This window comes from Sphingomonas sp. ABOLG (assembly GCF_003950435.1).
Classification (GTDB): domain Bacteria; phylum Pseudomonadota; class Alphaproteobacteria; order Sphingomonadales; family Sphingomonadaceae; genus Sphingomonas; species Sphingomonas panaciterrae.
The window spans coordinates 102,582-119,829 of sequence record NZ_QQWW01000011.1; the positions used below are offsets into that span (position 1 = coordinate 102,582).

The 17,248-nt window shown below is 64.5% G+C and carries 17 protein-coding genes; 15 read left to right on the forward strand and 2 right to left on the reverse strand.

Translation table 11 applies throughout. The features are described 5' to 3' along the window. The 13 genes from traC to CA236_RS13705 are packed head-to-tail and all read left to right on the forward strand — an operon-like array spanning position 1 to position 14,878. A complete protein-coding gene (traC, locus tag CA236_RS13645) occupies positions 1-2,541 on the forward strand; it encodes a type IV secretion system protein TraC (protein ID WP_125945990.1) in 2,541 nt (846 codons plus the stop codon). Then, the gene (locus tag CA236_RS13650; RefSeq protein ID WP_125945991.1) at positions 2,538-2,924 is read left to right on the forward strand and encodes a hypothetical protein; all 387 of its coding nucleotides are present in this window, start codon (positions 2,538-2,540) and stop codon (positions 2,922-2,924) included. The genes traC and CA236_RS13650 overlap by 4 nt, the downstream gene beginning before the upstream one ends. Next, on the forward strand, positions 2,917-3,561 hold the full coding sequence (locus CA236_RS13655; RefSeq protein WP_125945992.1) for a TrbI F-type domain-containing protein: 645 nt from the start codon (positions 2,917-2,919) through the stop codon (positions 3,559-3,561). The genes CA236_RS13650 and CA236_RS13655 overlap by 8 nt, the downstream gene beginning before the upstream one ends. After that, complete coding sequence (locus tag CA236_RS13660) at positions 3,545-4,138, forward strand: S26 family signal peptidase (RefSeq protein WP_125945993.1); 594 nt, start codon at positions 3,545-3,547, stop codon at positions 4,136-4,138. Before CA236_RS13655 ends, CA236_RS13660 begins: the two co-directional genes overlap by 17 nt. Then, positions 4,135-4,782, forward strand: a complete 648-nt coding sequence (traW, locus tag CA236_RS13665; protein WP_125945994.1) for a type-F conjugative transfer system protein TraW — start codon at positions 4,135-4,137, stop codon at positions 4,780-4,782. Before CA236_RS13660 ends, traW begins: the two co-directional genes overlap by 4 nt. Then, on the forward strand, positions 4,779-5,102 hold the full coding sequence (locus CA236_RS13670) for a hypothetical protein (protein WP_206430574.1): 324 nt from the start codon (positions 4,779-4,781) through the stop codon (positions 5,100-5,102). The genes traW and CA236_RS13670 overlap by 4 nt, the downstream gene beginning before the upstream one ends. Further along, a complete protein-coding gene (traU, locus tag CA236_RS13675; RefSeq protein WP_125945995.1) occupies positions 5,099-6,112 on the forward strand; it encodes a conjugal transfer pilus assembly protein TraU in 1,014 nt (337 codons plus the stop codon). Before CA236_RS13670 ends, traU begins: the two co-directional genes overlap by 4 nt. Before the next feature lie 8 nt (positions 6,113-6,120). Further along, the gene (trbC, locus tag CA236_RS13680; protein ID WP_125946007.1) at positions 6,121-6,864 is read left to right on the forward strand and encodes a type-F conjugative transfer system pilin assembly protein TrbC; all 744 of its coding nucleotides are present in this window, start codon (positions 6,121-6,123) and stop codon (positions 6,862-6,864) included. A 41-nt stretch (positions 6,865-6,905) separates the two neighbouring features. Beyond that, positions 6,906-8,906 carry a conjugal transfer protein TraN gene (gene traN / locus CA236_RS13685; RefSeq protein ID WP_241212662.1) on the forward strand — a complete coding sequence of 667 codons (2,001 nt, stop codon included), beginning with the start codon at positions 6,906-6,908 and terminating at the stop codon, positions 8,904-8,906. Between the two features lie 2 nt (positions 8,907-8,908). Next, positions 8,909-9,271 carry a hypothetical protein gene (locus tag CA236_RS13690; protein ID WP_164518942.1) on the forward strand — a complete coding sequence of 121 codons (363 nt, stop codon included), beginning with the start codon at positions 8,909-8,911 and terminating at the stop codon, positions 9,269-9,271. Between the two features lies 1 nt (position 9,272). Further along, a complete protein-coding gene (traF, locus tag CA236_RS13695; protein ID WP_125945997.1) occupies positions 9,273-10,133 on the forward strand; it encodes a conjugal transfer protein TraF in 861 nt (286 codons plus the stop codon). After that, complete coding sequence (locus CA236_RS13700; protein WP_206430575.1) at positions 10,133-11,572, forward strand: conjugal transfer protein TraH; 1,440 nt, start codon at positions 10,133-10,135, stop codon at positions 11,570-11,572. Before traF ends, CA236_RS13700 begins: the two co-directional genes overlap by 1 nt. 15 nt (positions 11,573-11,587) lie before the next feature. Continuing rightward, positions 11,588-14,878 (forward strand): conjugal transfer protein TraG N-terminal domain-containing protein, encoded by a 3,291-nt coding sequence (locus tag CA236_RS13705; protein ID WP_125945999.1) that lies wholly within the window; start codon positions 11,588-11,590, stop codon positions 14,876-14,878. A 3-nt stretch (positions 14,879-14,881) separates the two neighbouring features. Here CA236_RS13705 and CA236_RS13710 read toward each other — a convergent pair whose 3' ends face one another. After that, a complete protein-coding gene (locus CA236_RS13710) occupies positions 14,882-15,118 on the reverse strand; it encodes a hypothetical protein (RefSeq protein WP_125946000.1) in 237 nt (78 codons plus the stop codon). 637 nt (positions 15,119-15,755) lie between these two features. Then, positions 15,756-16,025 (reverse strand): HU family DNA-binding protein, encoded by a 270-nt coding sequence (locus CA236_RS13715; protein ID WP_125946001.1) that lies wholly within the window; start codon positions 16,023-16,025, stop codon positions 15,756-15,758. A gap of 34 nt (positions 16,026-16,059) precedes the next feature. Between CA236_RS13715 and CA236_RS13720 the strand changes: the two genes are divergently transcribed. Both CA236_RS13720 and CA236_RS13725 read left to right on the forward strand, forming a co-directional pair. Then, positions 16,060-16,239, forward strand: coding sequence for a hypothetical protein (locus CA236_RS13720; protein WP_125946002.1), 180 nt, complete (start codon positions 16,060-16,062; stop codon positions 16,237-16,239). Positions 16,240-16,988: 749 nt separating this feature from the next. Next, positions 16,989-17,248, forward strand: a 260-nt coding sequence (locus CA236_RS13725) for a helix-turn-helix transcriptional regulator (RefSeq protein ID WP_164518943.1), incomplete at its 3' end; no start/stop codon positions are given.

The following is a 17,248-nucleotide window of genomic DNA, read 5'->3' on the forward strand; positions in this document are numbered from 1 at the left end:
ATGGCGGCGAAGTCAGGCTTCATGTCCCGGCTCCTCGGGGACACTCGCGGGCCTGACCAGGGCACGCCGTCCCACGGAGCGCCGATGCTCTCGCAATGGCTCCCCTATCGGAGCTTCGACCGCAAGTCGGAGATCTTCTACCAGACGGACTCGATCGCTTTCGCGCTGGAAGTCGCCCCGCTGATGGGCGCGGACGAGCGAACCGGCGAGATCATGGCGCAGATGCTGTCGGAGAACATTCCGGCCGGCGCGCGGGTCCAGATCCTCGCTTTTCAGAGCCCGCGCGTCGGCAGCATCATCGCGCGCTACGCCCTGCCCCGCTTCTCGGCCGGTGGTGTGCATCGCAAGATCGCCGAGCACCGCTCCGCGTTCCTACGCTCGGGCGCCTGGTTCACGATGTCGAAGGACGGCCCCTTCCACGTCCGCAATCACCGCATCTTCCTCTCGGTCTCGATCGCCAACGGCAAGGCCACCCCGGCGGAGCTCACCGCGGTCCGCGACAGCGTCGTCTCAACGCTCCAGTCGATCAACGTCCCGTCGAGCCGTCTCGGCCCGGTCGATCTGATCAGCCTGATCGACGACATCACCGCGCCGGCGTTCGACGTCACCGATCATGCGTCGGAATATTCCGAGTACGACCCGATCGCCGACCAGTGCGTCCGGCGCGACGTCCAGACGGTGGTGCAGGCCGACCGGCTGCTGGTGTCGGTCGAGCCGCTGCGCGCGGTGACGAACCTGTCGGGAGAGACCCACTACGAGGAGATCCGGCCGGACACGTTCGACTACCGGTTCTTTTCGGTGCGGAACTTCCCCAACCGCTGGGCGCCGTGGGACGTCCAGAAGGTCATTGGAGACATGTTCTCCGACAAGCTCCGCCCGGGTTGCCCGACACTCACTTCGCTGTGCCTGTGCTACCAGGACGAGCAGGCCGCGTCGTCCAAGGCCAACTACAAGTTCATGCGGACGTCGAGCCTGGCCGACAGCAAATCGGCGCGCCTGCTGCCGCAGCTGAAGGACCAAAGCCGCGAGTGGGAGCATGTGAGCTCCGAGCTTCGGCTGGGCAAGAAGCTGGTGCAAGCCTACTACACGGTCGGGATCATCAGCCCGAAGGGCTCGGGCGACGCCAACGAGCGTACGCTCAAGTCCATGTACAAGGCGGCCGGATGGGACCTGCTCGACGAGCGGTTCCTGCAAATCATGGCTTTCATGTCGTGCCTGCCGATGACGCTGGGGAACGGGCTCGACTCCGACCTCAAGCGCATGAAGCGCCTCCGCACCATGCTGACCAGCACGGCCGCGAACATGCTTCCGATCCAGGGCGAGTATCTTGGCGGGTCGCTTCCGCATCTGATGTTCGTCGGGCGTCGCGGCCAACCCTTCTTCTGGTCGCCCTTCGAAAATAAAGCCGGGAATCACAACGTGGCGGTGTTCGGCAAGTCCGGCTCGGGCAAGTCGGTCGCGCTGCAGGAGCTGTGCGCGGCCTTCGCCGGCGTCGGCGCCAAGATCATCGTGATCGACGACGGCCGATCCTTCGAGCACATGGCCAAGAGCCTGGGCGGCAATTTCGTAGAGTTCCGGCTCCGCGACGGCTTCAGCCTCAACCCGTTCTCGATGATTGACGAGTCCCTGGTGGCGTCCGACGAGGACTATCTGGTCGACGCGCTCGCGATGCTGAAGTCGATCATCGGGCAGATGGGCCGTCACATCGACAAGCTCAACGACACCGAGCGCGGCCTGATCGACAGCGCCGTCAACCGGGTGTGGGAGGCGAAAGGCCGGCACGGGTCGGTTGATGACGTGGTCGCCGCGCTGCGCGACGATGGGACGCCACAGGGAGCGGACCTGGCGATCGCCATGTTCCCCTTCTCGGCCAGCGGCACCTACGGCAAGTTCTTCCAGGGCGCCGCCTCGGTGGACATGTCGAATGCCCTCACGGTGTTCGAGCTGTCCGACCTGTCGAGCCGCGAGGAGCTCCGCTCGGTCGTCCTGACCGCGATCATGTTCCTGTCATCGCAGACCATGCGGCGCATGGACCGCCAGATCCCCAAGGCGCTGCTCATCGACGAGGCGTGGCAGATGCTGCGCGGCGGCTCGATGGCCGACTTCGTGGAAACCTACAGCCGCACGTGCCGCAAGTACGGTGCGTCGCTGATCACCGCGACCCAGAGCCTCAACGACTATTACAAGTCGGAAGGGAGCCTTGCGGCGCTGGAGAACAGCGACTGGTCCGTCATCCTCATGCAGAAGCCGGACACGATCTCCGATTTCCAGAAGCACGGCCGCTTCGACATGGACCCGTATACGGAGAGCCTGCTGCGCTCGCTGAAGCGCAACGGCGCCGAATATTCCGACATCATGATCAAGGGTCCAGACAGCCAAGCTGTCGGTCGGCTCGTCCTCGATAAGTATTCGGCGACGCTCTACTCGTCGAGCCCGCAGACCTTCGCCGCGATCGAGCACCTGATCGAGCAGGGGCTTTCGATGGACGAGGCGATCGAGCGGGTCGCCTTCCCCGAGCAGTATGTCGAGGCCGCGGAATGAACGCGATCTCGCACGACGGCTTCGGCCGCAGCGTCGCGCCACGCCAGACCGGACACGGATGGCGGCACCATCTTGGACGAGCGGTTGCGGACACCAGCTACGTCGCGCTTCGCCTCTCGGGTTGGTTGATGATGACCGCGCTGGCGACGCTGGGCGTGCTGGTCCTCTTCTTCATGATGATCGGCGACTTCACCCCGATCGGTTTCTTCTCGCACGTCGCGAACCTCGGCACGCGCTTCGTCGCGGCCGACGAGGTCCGGCGCTCGACCTTCATGGGGCAGGTTCACGTCGTGGGCGCGATCACCTTCGCACTCGTCGCGCTCGCCCGCGGTCGCCTGCTCCTCACCATCCTCGCGTTCACGAAAGGCCGTCCCCATGGCTGATGTCCTCGACCAAGCTCCCCTGGCCGCACCGGCGATCGCCACGCCCGTTCCGGATGCGGTGCCGTCCTCGCCGCGCACGCCGGCCCCGAGCCGTCCCCGCACCGCTCAGAAGCGCAAGGAGGGCCTGCCGCCTATTACCTGGGCGCTTGCTGCGCTCGCCGTCGTGGTGCTGCTCTGGGCAGCCTGGGTGACCAAGAACATCGCCGGCGCCCCGCCTCCCGTTCCGATGGCCAGCGTCCGCCTCGAGGCGCTGGTGACCGAGTATGTCCAGGCGCAGAGCCACAGCAACGGGACGCCCGAGGCAGTGACCCAGCAGACCGCGCGTTTCATGGCCGCGATCGAGGAGGAGCTGAAGGCGGTCGGCGCCAAGGGCACTACCGTCCTCGTGGGTGAGGCCGTCCTCTCCAAGAACGTGCCGGACATCACCGACCAGGTCCGCAAGGCGGTGTATGCCAAGGTCCCGCTCCCGGCCGCTGCTCCGGCAGCTGCTCCGCAGGTGGGCGCCGTCGCGCCGATGCCGGCCGCGCCGCTCCAGCCGCCCGCAGCGATGGCGGCAGCGCAGCCGTCGCCGTTCGGCGCCGCCCCGGTCGCCGCGGCGCCGGGCTTGGCCGGAGGCAGCAATGGCATCCCGAACTGAGGGTGTCCTGCAGGGCGAGCTCTTCGTCCTGCCGACGTCGACCAACCGGGCCTCCGGCGATGGGCAGCCCTCCCTCGGCCGCAAGCGGCTCCGTCAGTGGGGTGCAGTCGCGCTGCTCGCGTTCGTCATGGCCAGCTACAATGCGATCAGCGGTTGGCGCGAGAACCACGCGTTCATGATCAACGCCAGCGAGAGCCTGCCCAACTGGGCGTTCTTCGTTGAGAAGGGCAAAAGCGCGGCCAAGGGCGAGTACGTCTTCTTCGTGCCGCCCGACAACGCGCTCGTGCGGCGCCACTTCGGTCCCGATTCCGGTCCGTTCGGCAAGCGCGTGATCGGCATGCCCGGTGACGTCGTTGCCCACGACGGGTCGTGGGTCAGCGTCAACGGCGTCCGGGTCGCGCACATGAAGCCGCGCTCGCGCGATGGCGAGGTCCTGACGCCCGGGCCGGTCGGGCGCATTCCGGACGGGTGCTTCTATGTCGGCACGCCCCATCCCGACGGCTTTGACAGCCGCTATGCCGAGATCGGCTTTGCGTGCCGCAAGCAGCTGCTCGGCAGCGGGACGCCCATCCTGTGATCCGGCGCGCGCTCATCCTCGGCTGTCTCGTCGCCGGCAGCTCCCTCTACCCCTTCGCTCGCGCGGCGCTCGCCCGCGACCACGGCGTGATGGGCCAGACCTGGGGCATCGCGGAGCCCGACCTGCTGTCGACCATCGACGCCAAGCTGAAGGCGATGCAGGCGAACGGCAGCGTCGCACGGATGCAGGCTGCGCTTGCCGCGAAGGCAGAGGATCGGGTCCGCAATCCCCTGCCGGTCGCGGGGATCGGCGCCGTGCGCGAGGCGCGGAGCTGGACCTTCGACCCGTCAATCGTGCTGGAGAAGGAGATCCGCGATCAGAAGGGTCGGCTGATCGCGCCGGCCGGTCAGCGGGTAAACCCGCTCTCGTTCGTCAGCATGAAGACCGACCTGGTGTTCATCGACGGGCGCGACGATGCTCAGGTCGAATGGGCGACCAAGCGCTGGAGCGCGACGGCGGCCAAGATCATCTTCGTGGCCGGGTCGCCCTTCAACCGCATGGGCGAGAAGAAGCGCCGCTTCTTCTTCGACCAGCAAGGCAAGCTCACCGGGCATTTCGGTATCGCGCATGTGCCTGCGGTGGTGGCCCCTGCAGGCGACGCGCTGAGGGTCAGTGAGATCGAGCTGCCGGGAGCGACGTCATGAACGGGTTCTGGCTCGACTTCCTGAAGACGCCGATGGCGGCGCCGGAAACCCCGGGGCTCCGCATGCTGCGTATGTCGGTGCTTCTCATCGCGTGCGCCCTAGCGCTTTCGATCGTCCTGCTCCGCCCGCTGCGCGCGGCGCTGGGCGCGGGAGCCGGTGGCTCCATCGCGGGTCTGCTGATCGCGCTCGCGATCCTCGTGCCGATCTACGTCGTGCGGAAGAATCGCGCGGACGAGAGCTACCTGGACGCCCTGGTCCGCGACCGTGCGGAGGCCGAACCTGGCTTGGACGATGCCCAACTCATGCAGGCCGCGCGATGATCCGCCGCTTCCTCGCCATGCTCGCGTTCGTGTTCGCGCTAGCGGCGCTGCCGACACCGGCCGCGGCGATCCCGTCAAACTGCACGGGCAAGTTCGTGAACCCAATCACGGACATCTGCTGGTCGTGCCTGTTTCCGCTCTCGGTGGGCGGACTACCGATCTGGCCGGGCAGCCGGCCGGACACCAAGAACCCTGCCCTGCCCGTCTGCGCGTGCGGGTCGCCTGTGCCGCGCATCGGCATCGCGATCGGCTTCTGGGAGCCGGCCCGGATGGTCGACGTCACCACCAAGCCGTGGTGCTTCCCCAACCTGGGTGGCCTTCGGCTGAACCCGGGTCTGGACATCGGACAGGGCCAGTACACCGGACCGCAGATGCTTGGCGGCCGCACCGCCAACTCCGCGAACTGGCAGGCCCACTACTACGTCTATCCGCTGCTCTACTGGATGGAGATCCTGACGGACTTCGCCTGCTTCGAGCAGACCTCCTTCGATATCGCATACATGACCGAGATCGATCCGCTCTGGAACGACGACGTCCTGACGACGATCATCAACCCTGAAGTCGCCCTGTTCAACAACCCGATCGCCGTTGCGGCATGTGCCGGGGACTGCGCGGCGGCGACCGCCAAGCTGCCAATCGACGAGATGTTCTGGTGCGACGGCTGCAACGGGTCGATGTTCCCGATGAACGGCAACATCGCGGCGCATAACTCGCCCGTCCAGTCGTCGCGGCTCGCGGCCGAGCGGCTGCTGTTCAAGATGCACCGTCAAGGCCTGGCTTGGGGCACGGCCGGGTCCAAGGCGCTCTGCAACAAGTACATCATGCCGATCCTGAAGAAGTCTCAGTATCGCATCCAGATGACCAATCCGACGCCCACGGTAAACGGCAAGTACGCCTGCTCGCCGATCGGCGCGTCCACGCTGCCGCCAGATGCTGGCCGCCACTATCCGGTGGGCGGCGAGGACTTCGGCTACTTGCTCTGGCGCAAGCGCAACTGCTGCATGCTGTGAGGACGATGATGCGAAAACTCCTCCTCACCGTTGCGGGCCTCGCCACTCTGGGCACCGGATGTGCCGTGCTTGGTCAGACCGTCGAAGGCCTCAACCTGGACGCGATCAGGGCGCGGTCCGCGACGATGGAGGCGGACGCGCGCGCGCTGTCGGCCGAGGTCGAGCGTCGCGGTGACGCCTTCCGCCAGGACGCCGAGACTGTTCGGTCGGTCGCTTTCGAGAAGCTGCGGACGATCGACAAGGCCAGCCTCCCGAAGGGACCTGCGGGTGCGGTCGACTTTGACGAGATGATCGAGGCGGCGTCGACCAACATGCGCGACAACCGCGGCACCGCGCCGCAGTTTATGGTCTTCGTCTCGACGTCGATGCCGGAACAGGCGTTGAAGCGGATCATCGCGGAAACCTCGGCCGCTGGGGGCGTCGTGGTGTTCCGCGGCTTCCCTGGCAACTCGGGCAAGGCGTTCATTGCCGCCCTGTCCAAGGTGGTCGAGAAGCAGCAGCAGTTCGCCTCGATCGGAATCGACCCCCGGCTGTTCCGGGCGTTCAACGTGACCGCGGTTCCGACCTATGTCGTGTCGTCGACGGACTTCACGCCGTGTGATGGCCTGACATGCCGGTCGGAGCCACCGCCCTTCGATCAGATGGTGGGCAACGTGACCGTCCGCTACGCGCTGGAGACCTTCGCCCAGGAGAACGGCCCAGGCGCGCTGATGGCCCGCACTGCGCTCGCCAACCTCGGCCGGACGCCTTGACGATGGCGGGGGGGCGCAACCTTGTCGTCGCGATCGCCTGCGTGCTGGCAGCGCAAGGGGTGCTGCACGCGCAGCAGCAGCAGCGCCAGCAGGTCCAGGACGGCGGTTACTATGACCTGAAGGACTACACCTACTTCAACGAGCCCCAGGTCGGCCCGACCGCACCTACCGTTCCCACCCCCCAACCCGCGCCATCCAAGCCCAGCGCGCCCACCGTCACGCCGGCGCCATCGGTGCCGGTCGTGTCGCCCGCCCCATCCGGCTCCCCTTCCGCGCCTGTTGCAGCGCCGACCGCAGCCATGGCGGGGGCGCCCTACGTCTATCCGAAGGGCGATCTCGCCAAGGCAAAGGCCGATGCGAAGGCATTGGCGACACCGGGCAGGCAGTCGGCCGCCGCGCTTCCCACTGGCACGGATCTCGCCAGCACTATTCCCGGCTACTCGGCGGCGACGCAGCCGGGAACCGTCTATGCGGACGATCCCGATGGGCTGACCACGGCAGGCGCTTCTGCAGCGGGCGGGAACGACGCATGGATGACGGTAACCGATCCGTCGCGAAAGGTCGTGACGCTCGCACCCGGCGACCTGGCCGGTGCGCGCGACATCGAGAAAGATCCCAACAGCTTCCTGTCGGGTCAGTCGCTCGGCGCGGCCGACGGCAGTTGCAAGCCGCTGCCGGCGCCGGGTTCGACCGACTATTACGAGACCACCTGCAACAAGGGCGCCAAGGTCACCGAAACACCGATGAGTTGCACGGGCCAGATGGACCCGACCGTGGTGAACACGCTTCGGTACTTCTACTTCGGCGCGCCGGACAAGAACGAAGGCAACGGGTTCGCGAAGAACTCTGTCATGCAAGCCAAGGTGAGTGCCGGCATCTGCCGCGCTGAGCCTGTCGCGATGCACCTGTGCGACGCGCAGATCGAGCTGGGCGGAGGCGGCACCGACGTCGAGGGCTATCGCAAATGGTGCAAGGGCAAGCTGTCCGGCACCGCGCAGCTCTATTCCTGCTCGTCGGCGATTCCGCCAGCCGAGATCCCGGCACACACCAACTACAAGACCGGGACGGTGTGGTATAAGACCGAAGGGTCGAACAGCGTCACCGTGACCCGCAACGAGGGCACCTGCCCCGCGCTGGTGAACGACGCGACCTGCGTCGCCCAGGGTCCGGAGGTCTGCACGGAGGGGCCTGAGACGCGCATCATCGACGGCGTCGCGGTGACCCAGTCTTGCTGGCGTTGGACACGCCCCTTCATCTGTCAGCGCGTGTCCCAGGCGTCCGACTGCTCGGACCTCGAGAACGACGGCAAATGCACCTATGTGCGTGACGAGTGCCTCGACGATCCGCAGGTCGGCCCGTGCCAGGTCACCAGCAAGGTCTACAAGTGCCCGCTGCCCGCGAAGCCGAGCGACGGCACCGAGAAGTACATCTGCGGCGACGATGTCTACTGCATCAACGGCGACTGCGAGCCGATTGAGCGGGAGGCGTCGACGGAGTTCAAGGACGCCGCGGTCGGGCTGCACGTGCTCGGCCAGGCGAACGCCGAGTTCAATCCCGATACGCTGACGCTGTTTTCCGGAACCCGCGAGACCTGCAACAAGAAGATCTTCGGCGCGTCGAATTGCTGCTCGGGCAAGGGCGTCCCCCTGCTGACGCCGTGGCTCTGCAGCTCGGCCGAGAAGGCGCTCGACCAGAAGGACGACAAGGGCCTCTGCCACAAGCTGGGCAGCTACTGCTCGGACAAGGTCCTCGGCATCTGTGTGACGTCCAAGGACGCCTATTGCTGCTTCGAGAGCAAGCTGTCTCGCATCCTGCAGGAGCAGGGCCGCCCGCAGATCGGCAAGCCTTGGGGCAAGCCGAAGAGCGAGACCTGCAAGGGGTTCACGCTCGACGAGTTCTCGCATCTCGACCTGTCCGTGATGGACTTTTCGGAGGTGTACGCGGAGTTCACCGACGCCGCGAAGCTGCCCGACGAGATCGAGACGTCGAAGCAGATCCAGGAGCGGATCAAGGCCTACTACGACACGCATAAGGCGCCATGATGATGGTTGACGCGGTTCGCTATGATCACCGGCGTAAGCTGACGGACCTCTCGGTGGTCGAGTTTGCGGTCCTGACGGCGCTTTGCCGCGTCGGGCCTCACCCGGCGCCATTCCTTCTGCCGACTCTGGGTGAGTGGTTCGGGATCACGCTCGGATTGGACGACATTCAGCCCGCAATCGGGCGCCTTAGCCGCGTGGGCTATCTCACCCACACGGGCGGGATGCTCACCCCCGATATCAGTGCCCGAGACGCGGTCACGACGCTCTACGGCATGCTCTTCCGGATCCTTGGCTACGACCTCGTCAAGCTGATGGCGATGAAGGATCCGTCGCTCCACGATCTCATGCACTCGAAAGGCCTCTGATATGCGCGCCTCGCTGACCCTCGCCCTGATCCTGTCGCTCACCGTGTCCGGAGCGCCGATCGCGTCCGCCAATGCCCAGCTCTCCGACTCCGTGTCCGTGCAGGACGCCGGCGAGGCGCCGCAGGTCGAAGCGTCGCAAGGCGCCGAACAGGCCGGCGACGATTTCTACTGCCGCGAGCGCCGCTTGGGTGAGTGGTTCTACTGCGAGAAGCCGAAGGCCAAGCCCTCGGATCAGAGGGCAGCGAACCCGTCGCAATCCTCGGCCGAGCAGCTCGCCGCGATCTCGAAGCAGCTGGAGGAGATGAAGGCGCGCGCGATCCTCGAGCCCACCACGGAGAACGTCTCGGCCTATATCGCCTTCCAGCGTGAGCAGCTGAACAGGGCGTCGTCGTTTGCCGACATGTGGCGTCGAACGATCTGGCAGAACCCCGAGCTCGACTACACGCTGCAGCGGCCGGTGAACCAGCTGGGCAAGCGGACCTGGCTCGACAACCGGACGGCCGACCGCAACCGCGTGCTGGGCTCGATTTCGAAGCGCTACGGCGTGTTCTACTTCTACTCGTCGGCGTGTGCGGCGTGTGAGGTGTTCGGGCCGATCATGCGGAGCGTCTCCGACCGCTTCGGCCTGACCGTCATGGCGGTTTCGCTCGATGGCGGCCCGTCCAAGGCGTTCCCCAACTTCACGGTCGACACCGGCCAGTACCGGGCGATGGGCATGCATGGCCAGCAGGTTCCCGCCCTGGTCCTCTTCGACACCGTCACCAAGCGTCCGATGCCGATCGGCTACGGCATGATGGCGGCGGACGAGGTGATGGACCGCATCTTCACCCTCACCAGCGTCGAACCCGGGAGTGACTTCTGATGCGCTCGCTACTTCGCTTCTGCGCGGCCGTGATCGCGCAAGTCAGCATGATCCTGGCCCTCGGCGGTCTCGTCGCCACGCCCGCCATGGCGGACGTCGGCGCGGAGATGAACAGCTACTTCAACTCGGCCGGCAGCGCCGCGAATGTGACCGGGCCGAGCGCGTTCAACGGACAGGCCGCGGGCTATTACTCGGGCGGAAGCCTCTGGAGCCGCTTCCCGAACAAGACCGTGAACCCCGTCACCGTCCAGCTCCCCAGCGCGCGCGCGGGCTGTGGCGGCATCGACCTGTTCGCCGGCAGCTTCAGCTTCATCAACGCGGATGAGATGGTCGCGATGCTGAAGGCGACGGCCAACAACGCGATCGGCTTCGCGTTCCAGCTCGCGATCGACAGCATCTCCGCGCAGATCGGCGGCGTGATGAAGGACATGAGCCAGCGCGCGCAGCAGCTGAACGCCTTCAACATGTCGAGCTGCGAGGCCGCACAGCAGGCGATTGGTGAAATCTGGCCGGCGATGGACGGCGCCAGCTCGACGATCTGCCAGCAGGTCGGCACGTCCAAGGGCTTTTTCTCGGACGCGGCGGCTTCGCGCCACGGCTGCACCAACAAGGGCGAGCGTGAGGGCACGATCGCGGCCGGCGGGGCAGAGGCCGAGCTCGTGCAGAGCAAGAATTACACCTGGTACGCGCTCATGTCGAAGAGCGCGACGAAGCCATCCGAGAGTTACGCCGAGTTTCTGATGACGATGGTCGGCACCATCATTTATGACTCCACCAAGGTGGGCGACAGCATGGGCGGCTTCCGCTTCATCGCGCCCGCCAGCTGGGACATGTATCAGACCCTGCTGGACGGCTCCGCGACTGCGCCGACGCAGATCCTGCAGTGCGACACCACCAACGACCTTGGCTGCCTCAATCCCAGGACAGCGACCCTGACGGTGAGTGCTGACCAGGCCTTCCGGACCCGCGTCGCCAAGATGGTCGACAGCATGAGCAACAAGATCCGCACCAACACGGCGCTGACCGGCGAGGAGATCAGCCTTCTCGGGATGACGAGCATCCCGCTCTATAAGATCCTGGTGGTCGACGAGGCGGCACACTTCGGCATGTCGCCTTCCGACAAGGCGAGCCTGTCCGAGATCATCGCGATCGAGCTTCTGATGTCGCAGATCGACCGCATGCTCGACGTGGTGTCGCGGGCGCAGAGTGGCGCACGGTTCATCAGCACGGACGAGTTCAAGACGTGGCGGCATCAGGTCGACACCGTGAAGACCGAACTCGCCAACAAGAGCCGCAAGATGGAGGCTCAGCTGAGCCAGACCTTCCAGGTCATTCAGAAGACCCAAATGCTCGAGTCCACGCTCAAGAACACCATGAGCCCGCAGATGACCGCCTCTCTCCGCTTCGGCCGGGGACTGTCGGCGCAGGGTCTCCGGTAAGAGGAAACGGCTTCCATGCTCGAAGTCTTCACGATCGGTGGCGGCGAATACGTCGTTAATGTCCTGAACGCCGTCGCGGCGTGGACCGGGGGCGGCGGGTATCGCTCGCTCCTCCGGGTCGTGATGGTGATGGGTTTGGCGTACTCGTTGTGCGTCGTCGCCTTCAGCCTCGACTGGCGGGCCTGGCTGAACTGGTTCCTCCAGTCGACCGCCATCTACATGATGCTGATGGTGCCGACGGTCACCGTGAAGGTCACCGATCGGATAGATCCCAGCCTCGGCCCGTCGGTAGTTGACAACGTACCGCTGGGCCTCGGCGTGATGGCGTCGTTCACCAGCCAGATCGGCGACTGGATGACGAGGCAGGCCGAGACGGTGTTCGTGATGCCGAACGCCGTCGCGCTGTCCAACAACGGCATGATCTACGGAGCGCGGCTGCTGGAGAAGGCGCGCAGCTTCCAGATCACCGACAGCGTGTTCCGAGCCAACCTCGACGAGCAGATGAAGCAGTGCGTGTTCTATGACGTGCTTCTCGGCTTCAAGTCGATGGACACGCTCACCCGGTCGAACAACGTGTGGGCGGCGATGGCCCCGGGCAGCCCGGCTCGGAGCCAGAAGTGGATCACGTCGACCGGCGCCGGCACGACCGAGTCCAGCATCATTCCGTGCAACGAGGCCTACAGCCGTCTCGACGCGACCTTCAATGCCGAGATCGAGAAGGACATCCTGCCGTTCTCCCGGGGCGCGTATCCCAAGCTCGTCGACACCGTCGCGGCACAGAAGATGAGGGATGATCTGCCGATCGTCGCCGCGCACATGCACGGCTCAGCGACCGACGCCTATTCCTACCTCAAGCAGGTCTCCACGATCGATGCTTTCCTGCAGGCGCGCGAGAGCTTCTCCGACGCTGGATGGGACGCCTACGCCTCCCAGCGGGCGGACGCTCAGGCCAAGAACACCTACACCTCGATCGCCCAACAGGCGATGACGTGGGTGCCCCTCCTCGGCATCGTGCTGACCGTTGTTTTCTACGCGATGTTCCCCGTCCTGTTTCCCCTCTTCCTCTTTCCGCGAACTGGCGTCTCCACGCTCAAGGGGTATGCGGTCGGGTTCTTCTATCTCGCATCGTGGGGGCCGCTTTACGTCATCCTCCACATGTTCGTGATGAGCCGAGCTGCGAACGCCTACCACGCCGTCGCCCCTAGCGGCCCCACGCTGCTGATCATGGACGGCATCGACAGCGTCAACACCGACATCTCGACGCTGGCCGGCTTCCTCATGATGAGTGTGCCGTTCCTTGCGGCCGGGATGGCGCGCGGCGCCATGGCGATCGCGGGCCAGGCGACCTCGATGCTTATGCCGGCGCAGAACGCCGCGGAGCAGGCGGCGACCGAGCGCACGACCGGAAATTACTCCTACGGGAACACCTCGTTCCAGAACCTGACGTCGAACATGACCCAGGCGAACAAGTGGGATGACCAGCCCAAATACAATTCAGGGTTCGGCGTCAGCACCTTCACCAATGCCGACGGCGGTATCACCTACGGGTTCGCGGACGGCGGCAATGCGTACGACACCCGGCAAGGTATCTCGAGCCTTTCATTCACCCCTTCGAGGACGGCTGGCTTCGACCAGCAGATGAGCCGCGCCCTCTCGGAAGGACAGAATCACACTCAGCAGGTACGCGCGGCCGCATCGCAGTCATGGCAGGCAACCGCGACAACGGGCACCGAGCTGCTCAATGCTGCGGAACACCGGGTTGGAAGTTCGACCGAGACCGGTTCCGGCTTCAACAATAGCGTCGCTGCTATGACAGAGGTCACCCGCAGCATATCGCAGGGTATTCAGAGGCGGACCGGGTTGAGCGAAGCCGACAGCGACAACATCGCGCGCGCGACGCAGACCTCCGGCGACGCAAATGCCGGCCTTTCCGCCGCAGCCGATATTTTCAAGAAGTTCGACGTGAAGGGCAAGGCAGAGATTGGTGCCCGCCTCGCGACGATCGCGTCTGAAACCACCGGTCGAACGGTAACAGCTGAGCAGGCCTACAGCGACTTCAACGACTATCTCAGGCGCGAGACTAACACGACACAATCCCGCAATGCTCGCGACGACTTCATGCGGGAAACAAGCACGAGCGGTGACAGCCGTATCCAATCACTTTCCCGCCGGCTGGGAGTTAGCCTGAACGAGTCGCGATCCGCCTCCCTCGAGGCGTCGCAGGCCGAAGAAGCCTACTCCCGTGTCAGCCATGACGTCCGAGAGGCCGCATCCCGCGGGTATAGCCTCAACAGGAACGAGACACAGGAGTTCGTCACCTACGCGACCGAGCGCCTGCTCGAAGACCCCACCCTTGCGGCTGCAGGTTGGCACCCGAGCATGGTGATGCCGCGGACCCGCGAGCAGGCACAAGCTCGCGATATCCTGCTCAACGACTTCATGGATCAGAAGGTCAAGGACGTACGACAGGAGCTTGGTATCGATGTGCCTGAGCACCTGACAAACCATCTGACAGGACCGGCGATCACGACCGGTGCAGGTGTACAGGCGTGGGCCGACCGGCGTGCCAATGCAATCGAGGGTCAAGGTCCCGATGTTTCTGTCAGGGCGAGCTCTCGTGACACGGCACTTGCTACTGAGGTCGCCGAAGCGATCCCAGGCGGTTCAGCCCGGATCACCTCGGCGGCGCTTGGTCTCGGTAATGAGGTCGACGATGCCAAGGACCGCGGTGTTGCGCTTGGCGCTTATGTCGAAGACCGAAACGGCAGGTCACTCCTCGGTACGGCGCCGATCATCGGGCCAACGGTACGCAATATCAGCGATGCCGGCGGACGCGCCCTCGACCAAGTAGGCACATGGGCGGCCGACCATCTCGGGATCGGCAGCCACGTAGCCGCCCTACCATCAGGTGAGCGGGCGACTCTCCCGATCTCCGGTCAGATCCGGTCGAACATGGGAACTCGCATACATCCGATCACAGGCAGGCCTGACCATCACAACGGCGTCGACATCGCCGCTGCCGCAGGAACCGAAATCCGCGCTCCGGCGTCCGGGACGGTGCTGCGAAACGACTTCCAGGCGAATGGTGCGGGCAACTACGTGGTGCTCGGGCACGCAGACGGCTCGGAGAGCAAGTACTTCCACATGCAGAACCGCTCCGACCTCGAGGTTGGCAGCAAGGTGTCGGCAGGGGAAGTCGTAGGCCAGGTCGGAAGCAGTGGGCGGGCGACCGGGCCTCACCTTCATTATGAACTCTGGAAGGATGGAGCCCCGGTCGATCCCAGGAGACATGAACTACGTGACTGAGCGTTAGCTCAGGAAGACGAAGAGCATGAACGCAACAATGCAGATGATCAGCAATGGTGATCGAGTCGCATTGCGGCTCGACCCCGCGGCTGGGTAAACCTCCTGCATCAGCTCCCGCCCCCGAGGAGTGCTAAGATCGTACATGTTCTCGGGGTTGACGTAGTAAGCCGTGCTCGGGAATGGCGACGACGGAGCGGTCGGCCCTATCCGATCTGATCGGAAGCTGTCGAAATCAGTCATGATCGTCACTCCCGAAAGCAGGCCACAAGGTGTTATATATCAATATAGCACACCTTGTGTCCTGCTTGAAGCTCGGAAATGCAAAAACGGTTCCGAATCAACCTAAAAGGATAGGACCACTGCTCTCCGCTGCGGAACCTTCGCCCTTTTCGCCGCGGCGACTGTCGGGACTTGTCTTGCCTGCGGGCTCTGCCATCCGATCGCGTGGGCAACCGGGGCATAGTTGGTCGGATGAATCCGGTCGCGAGAAGCGAATCCTGCAAGCGGTATAACCGCGTCGCCATAGGTCACCGAAACGGACCTGACAGCCTCGGCCGCGATCGGACTGTAGGGAGCCAGCCAGGTCACTCGAGGCTTTGCGAGCTGGCGTCGTAGGCGGAGGAGGTTCGAGCGAAGACTGGGGTTCGTCGGATCGTTCGATCCGACCGCCACGAGGACGTGGCTGGCGGCCGTCGCTCCCGCCTGCCTGGCGAGAGCGGTAGCAGATGATACTCCGACCTGGGCGCGCACCTCGCATCTAATGTCCTGCGCGGCGAGGGCCGCGGCGGTGCCGACGCCAGTGCTGTCGCCGATTATCAGGCAAGCGATCATCTCGCGCATCCCTTGGAGGGCGATCCTGGCCGCCCTCCCTCGAATCTCACAGCTTGTCCTTGAGCCCCTTGGCGGGGGTGAAGCTGACCTTTTTCGAAGCCGCGATCTCCATCGGCTGCCCCGTGGCCGGATTTCGACCCTGCCGCGCCGGACGGTCCTTGACCGAGAACTTGCCGAAACCGGGAATGGACGTCTCCTCGCCTCGCCCGGCTGCGTCCGCGATCTCGCTGAACAAGGCCTGGATTGTCGCCTTCACCTTGGCTTCCGACAACTCGGTGGTGGACGCAATCTTCTTGGCAAGGTCGCTCGTGTTCATGGTAAGCTGTCTCCCTGTTGATCGGGGGACCATAATGAGCGGCGAAGGTGAGGCAACCATGGTCCTCGACGAAGCGAATGCGGCCGCGGTCCGGCAGATGGTCGAGTGGCTGGACGACAAGGCCGTGATCCGGATCTACGACCTTTCTGGCGGCTATGGCCCCGTAGCCGACTTGGCAGCGGCGCAGATGGAGCAGCGCAACCTCGACTACTGACGTCCGAGCAGTCGCTCCCGCGCGAGCCTGGGATCCTCGTAGAGATCGCGGAGCGCTCGGCCGCGGTAGGTGTAGGCGCTTGCAATCGTAGCGGCGTCTGCTCGCAAACAGCCGGTTTTTCTGCTCACGCTCTCTGCCACTGGCGGGTAGCATCCTGCTCAAATTAGCTGCCAGCGTGCTCGCCATCATCCGGGGCTGCTCGCAATCGGACATGGCTGCTCACATTATCCGCTCCGGGCGGATGTCAAAGGCGGGTTCATTTCACGGGCCGGATCGTCCCATTTCTCCGTCTCCAACTGGCCATTTCGGGAATGAGCAATCGGGAACATATTTTGGGAAAACGGCTATTTCCCTGCCGTCCGGCGCGCCTTGCGACCGTCAGCCGTCTCCCTGAACCTTCCCAATCGGGAAAGCCAGTGCCGGACCAAGCCTCGCCATCGGTGTAACGCATGGTCGTATGCTCAGTCATATGCCTCACTCTTATCCAAGAGTGAGACCCTGTCAGGTCATTTAGGGGGCCACCTCAAACAGCCCGATTGGTCGTCAACGTGTACGGTTAATTTGCGCGAATTTCGATCGAACTAACCGGATCCCTAATTGTCGTAAATTTTGTCCTTTCTCAATGCGGATTTGCAGACATCCAAGATATTACCCTCTTACATCTGAAAAACAGGACAAAATTGACCATCTTAAAATGACCTTCACACCGCCGTACCACTGGCATCGTACCACACAGAGGAAGATGTGACATGGCATTCAAGGCGGAACTTTTTCGTAAGAAAATGAAGGCGTGTGGGGCCAGCCAAAAACAGCTGTCCGAAAAAATCCAGTGCGATGTGCGCTCAGTCAGTCGCTGGGCCAATGGCCACCAGATACCCAAGAGCGCCTCTATCGTGAAGCTGGCCGAAGCGCTTGGTTGCAGCCCTAAGGACTTCGACCCGGACTTCGCGGACAGCATGGAAGGCGTCATCGTTTCGGGCCGGGTGTCGGCAGCGACGCACATTGCCTA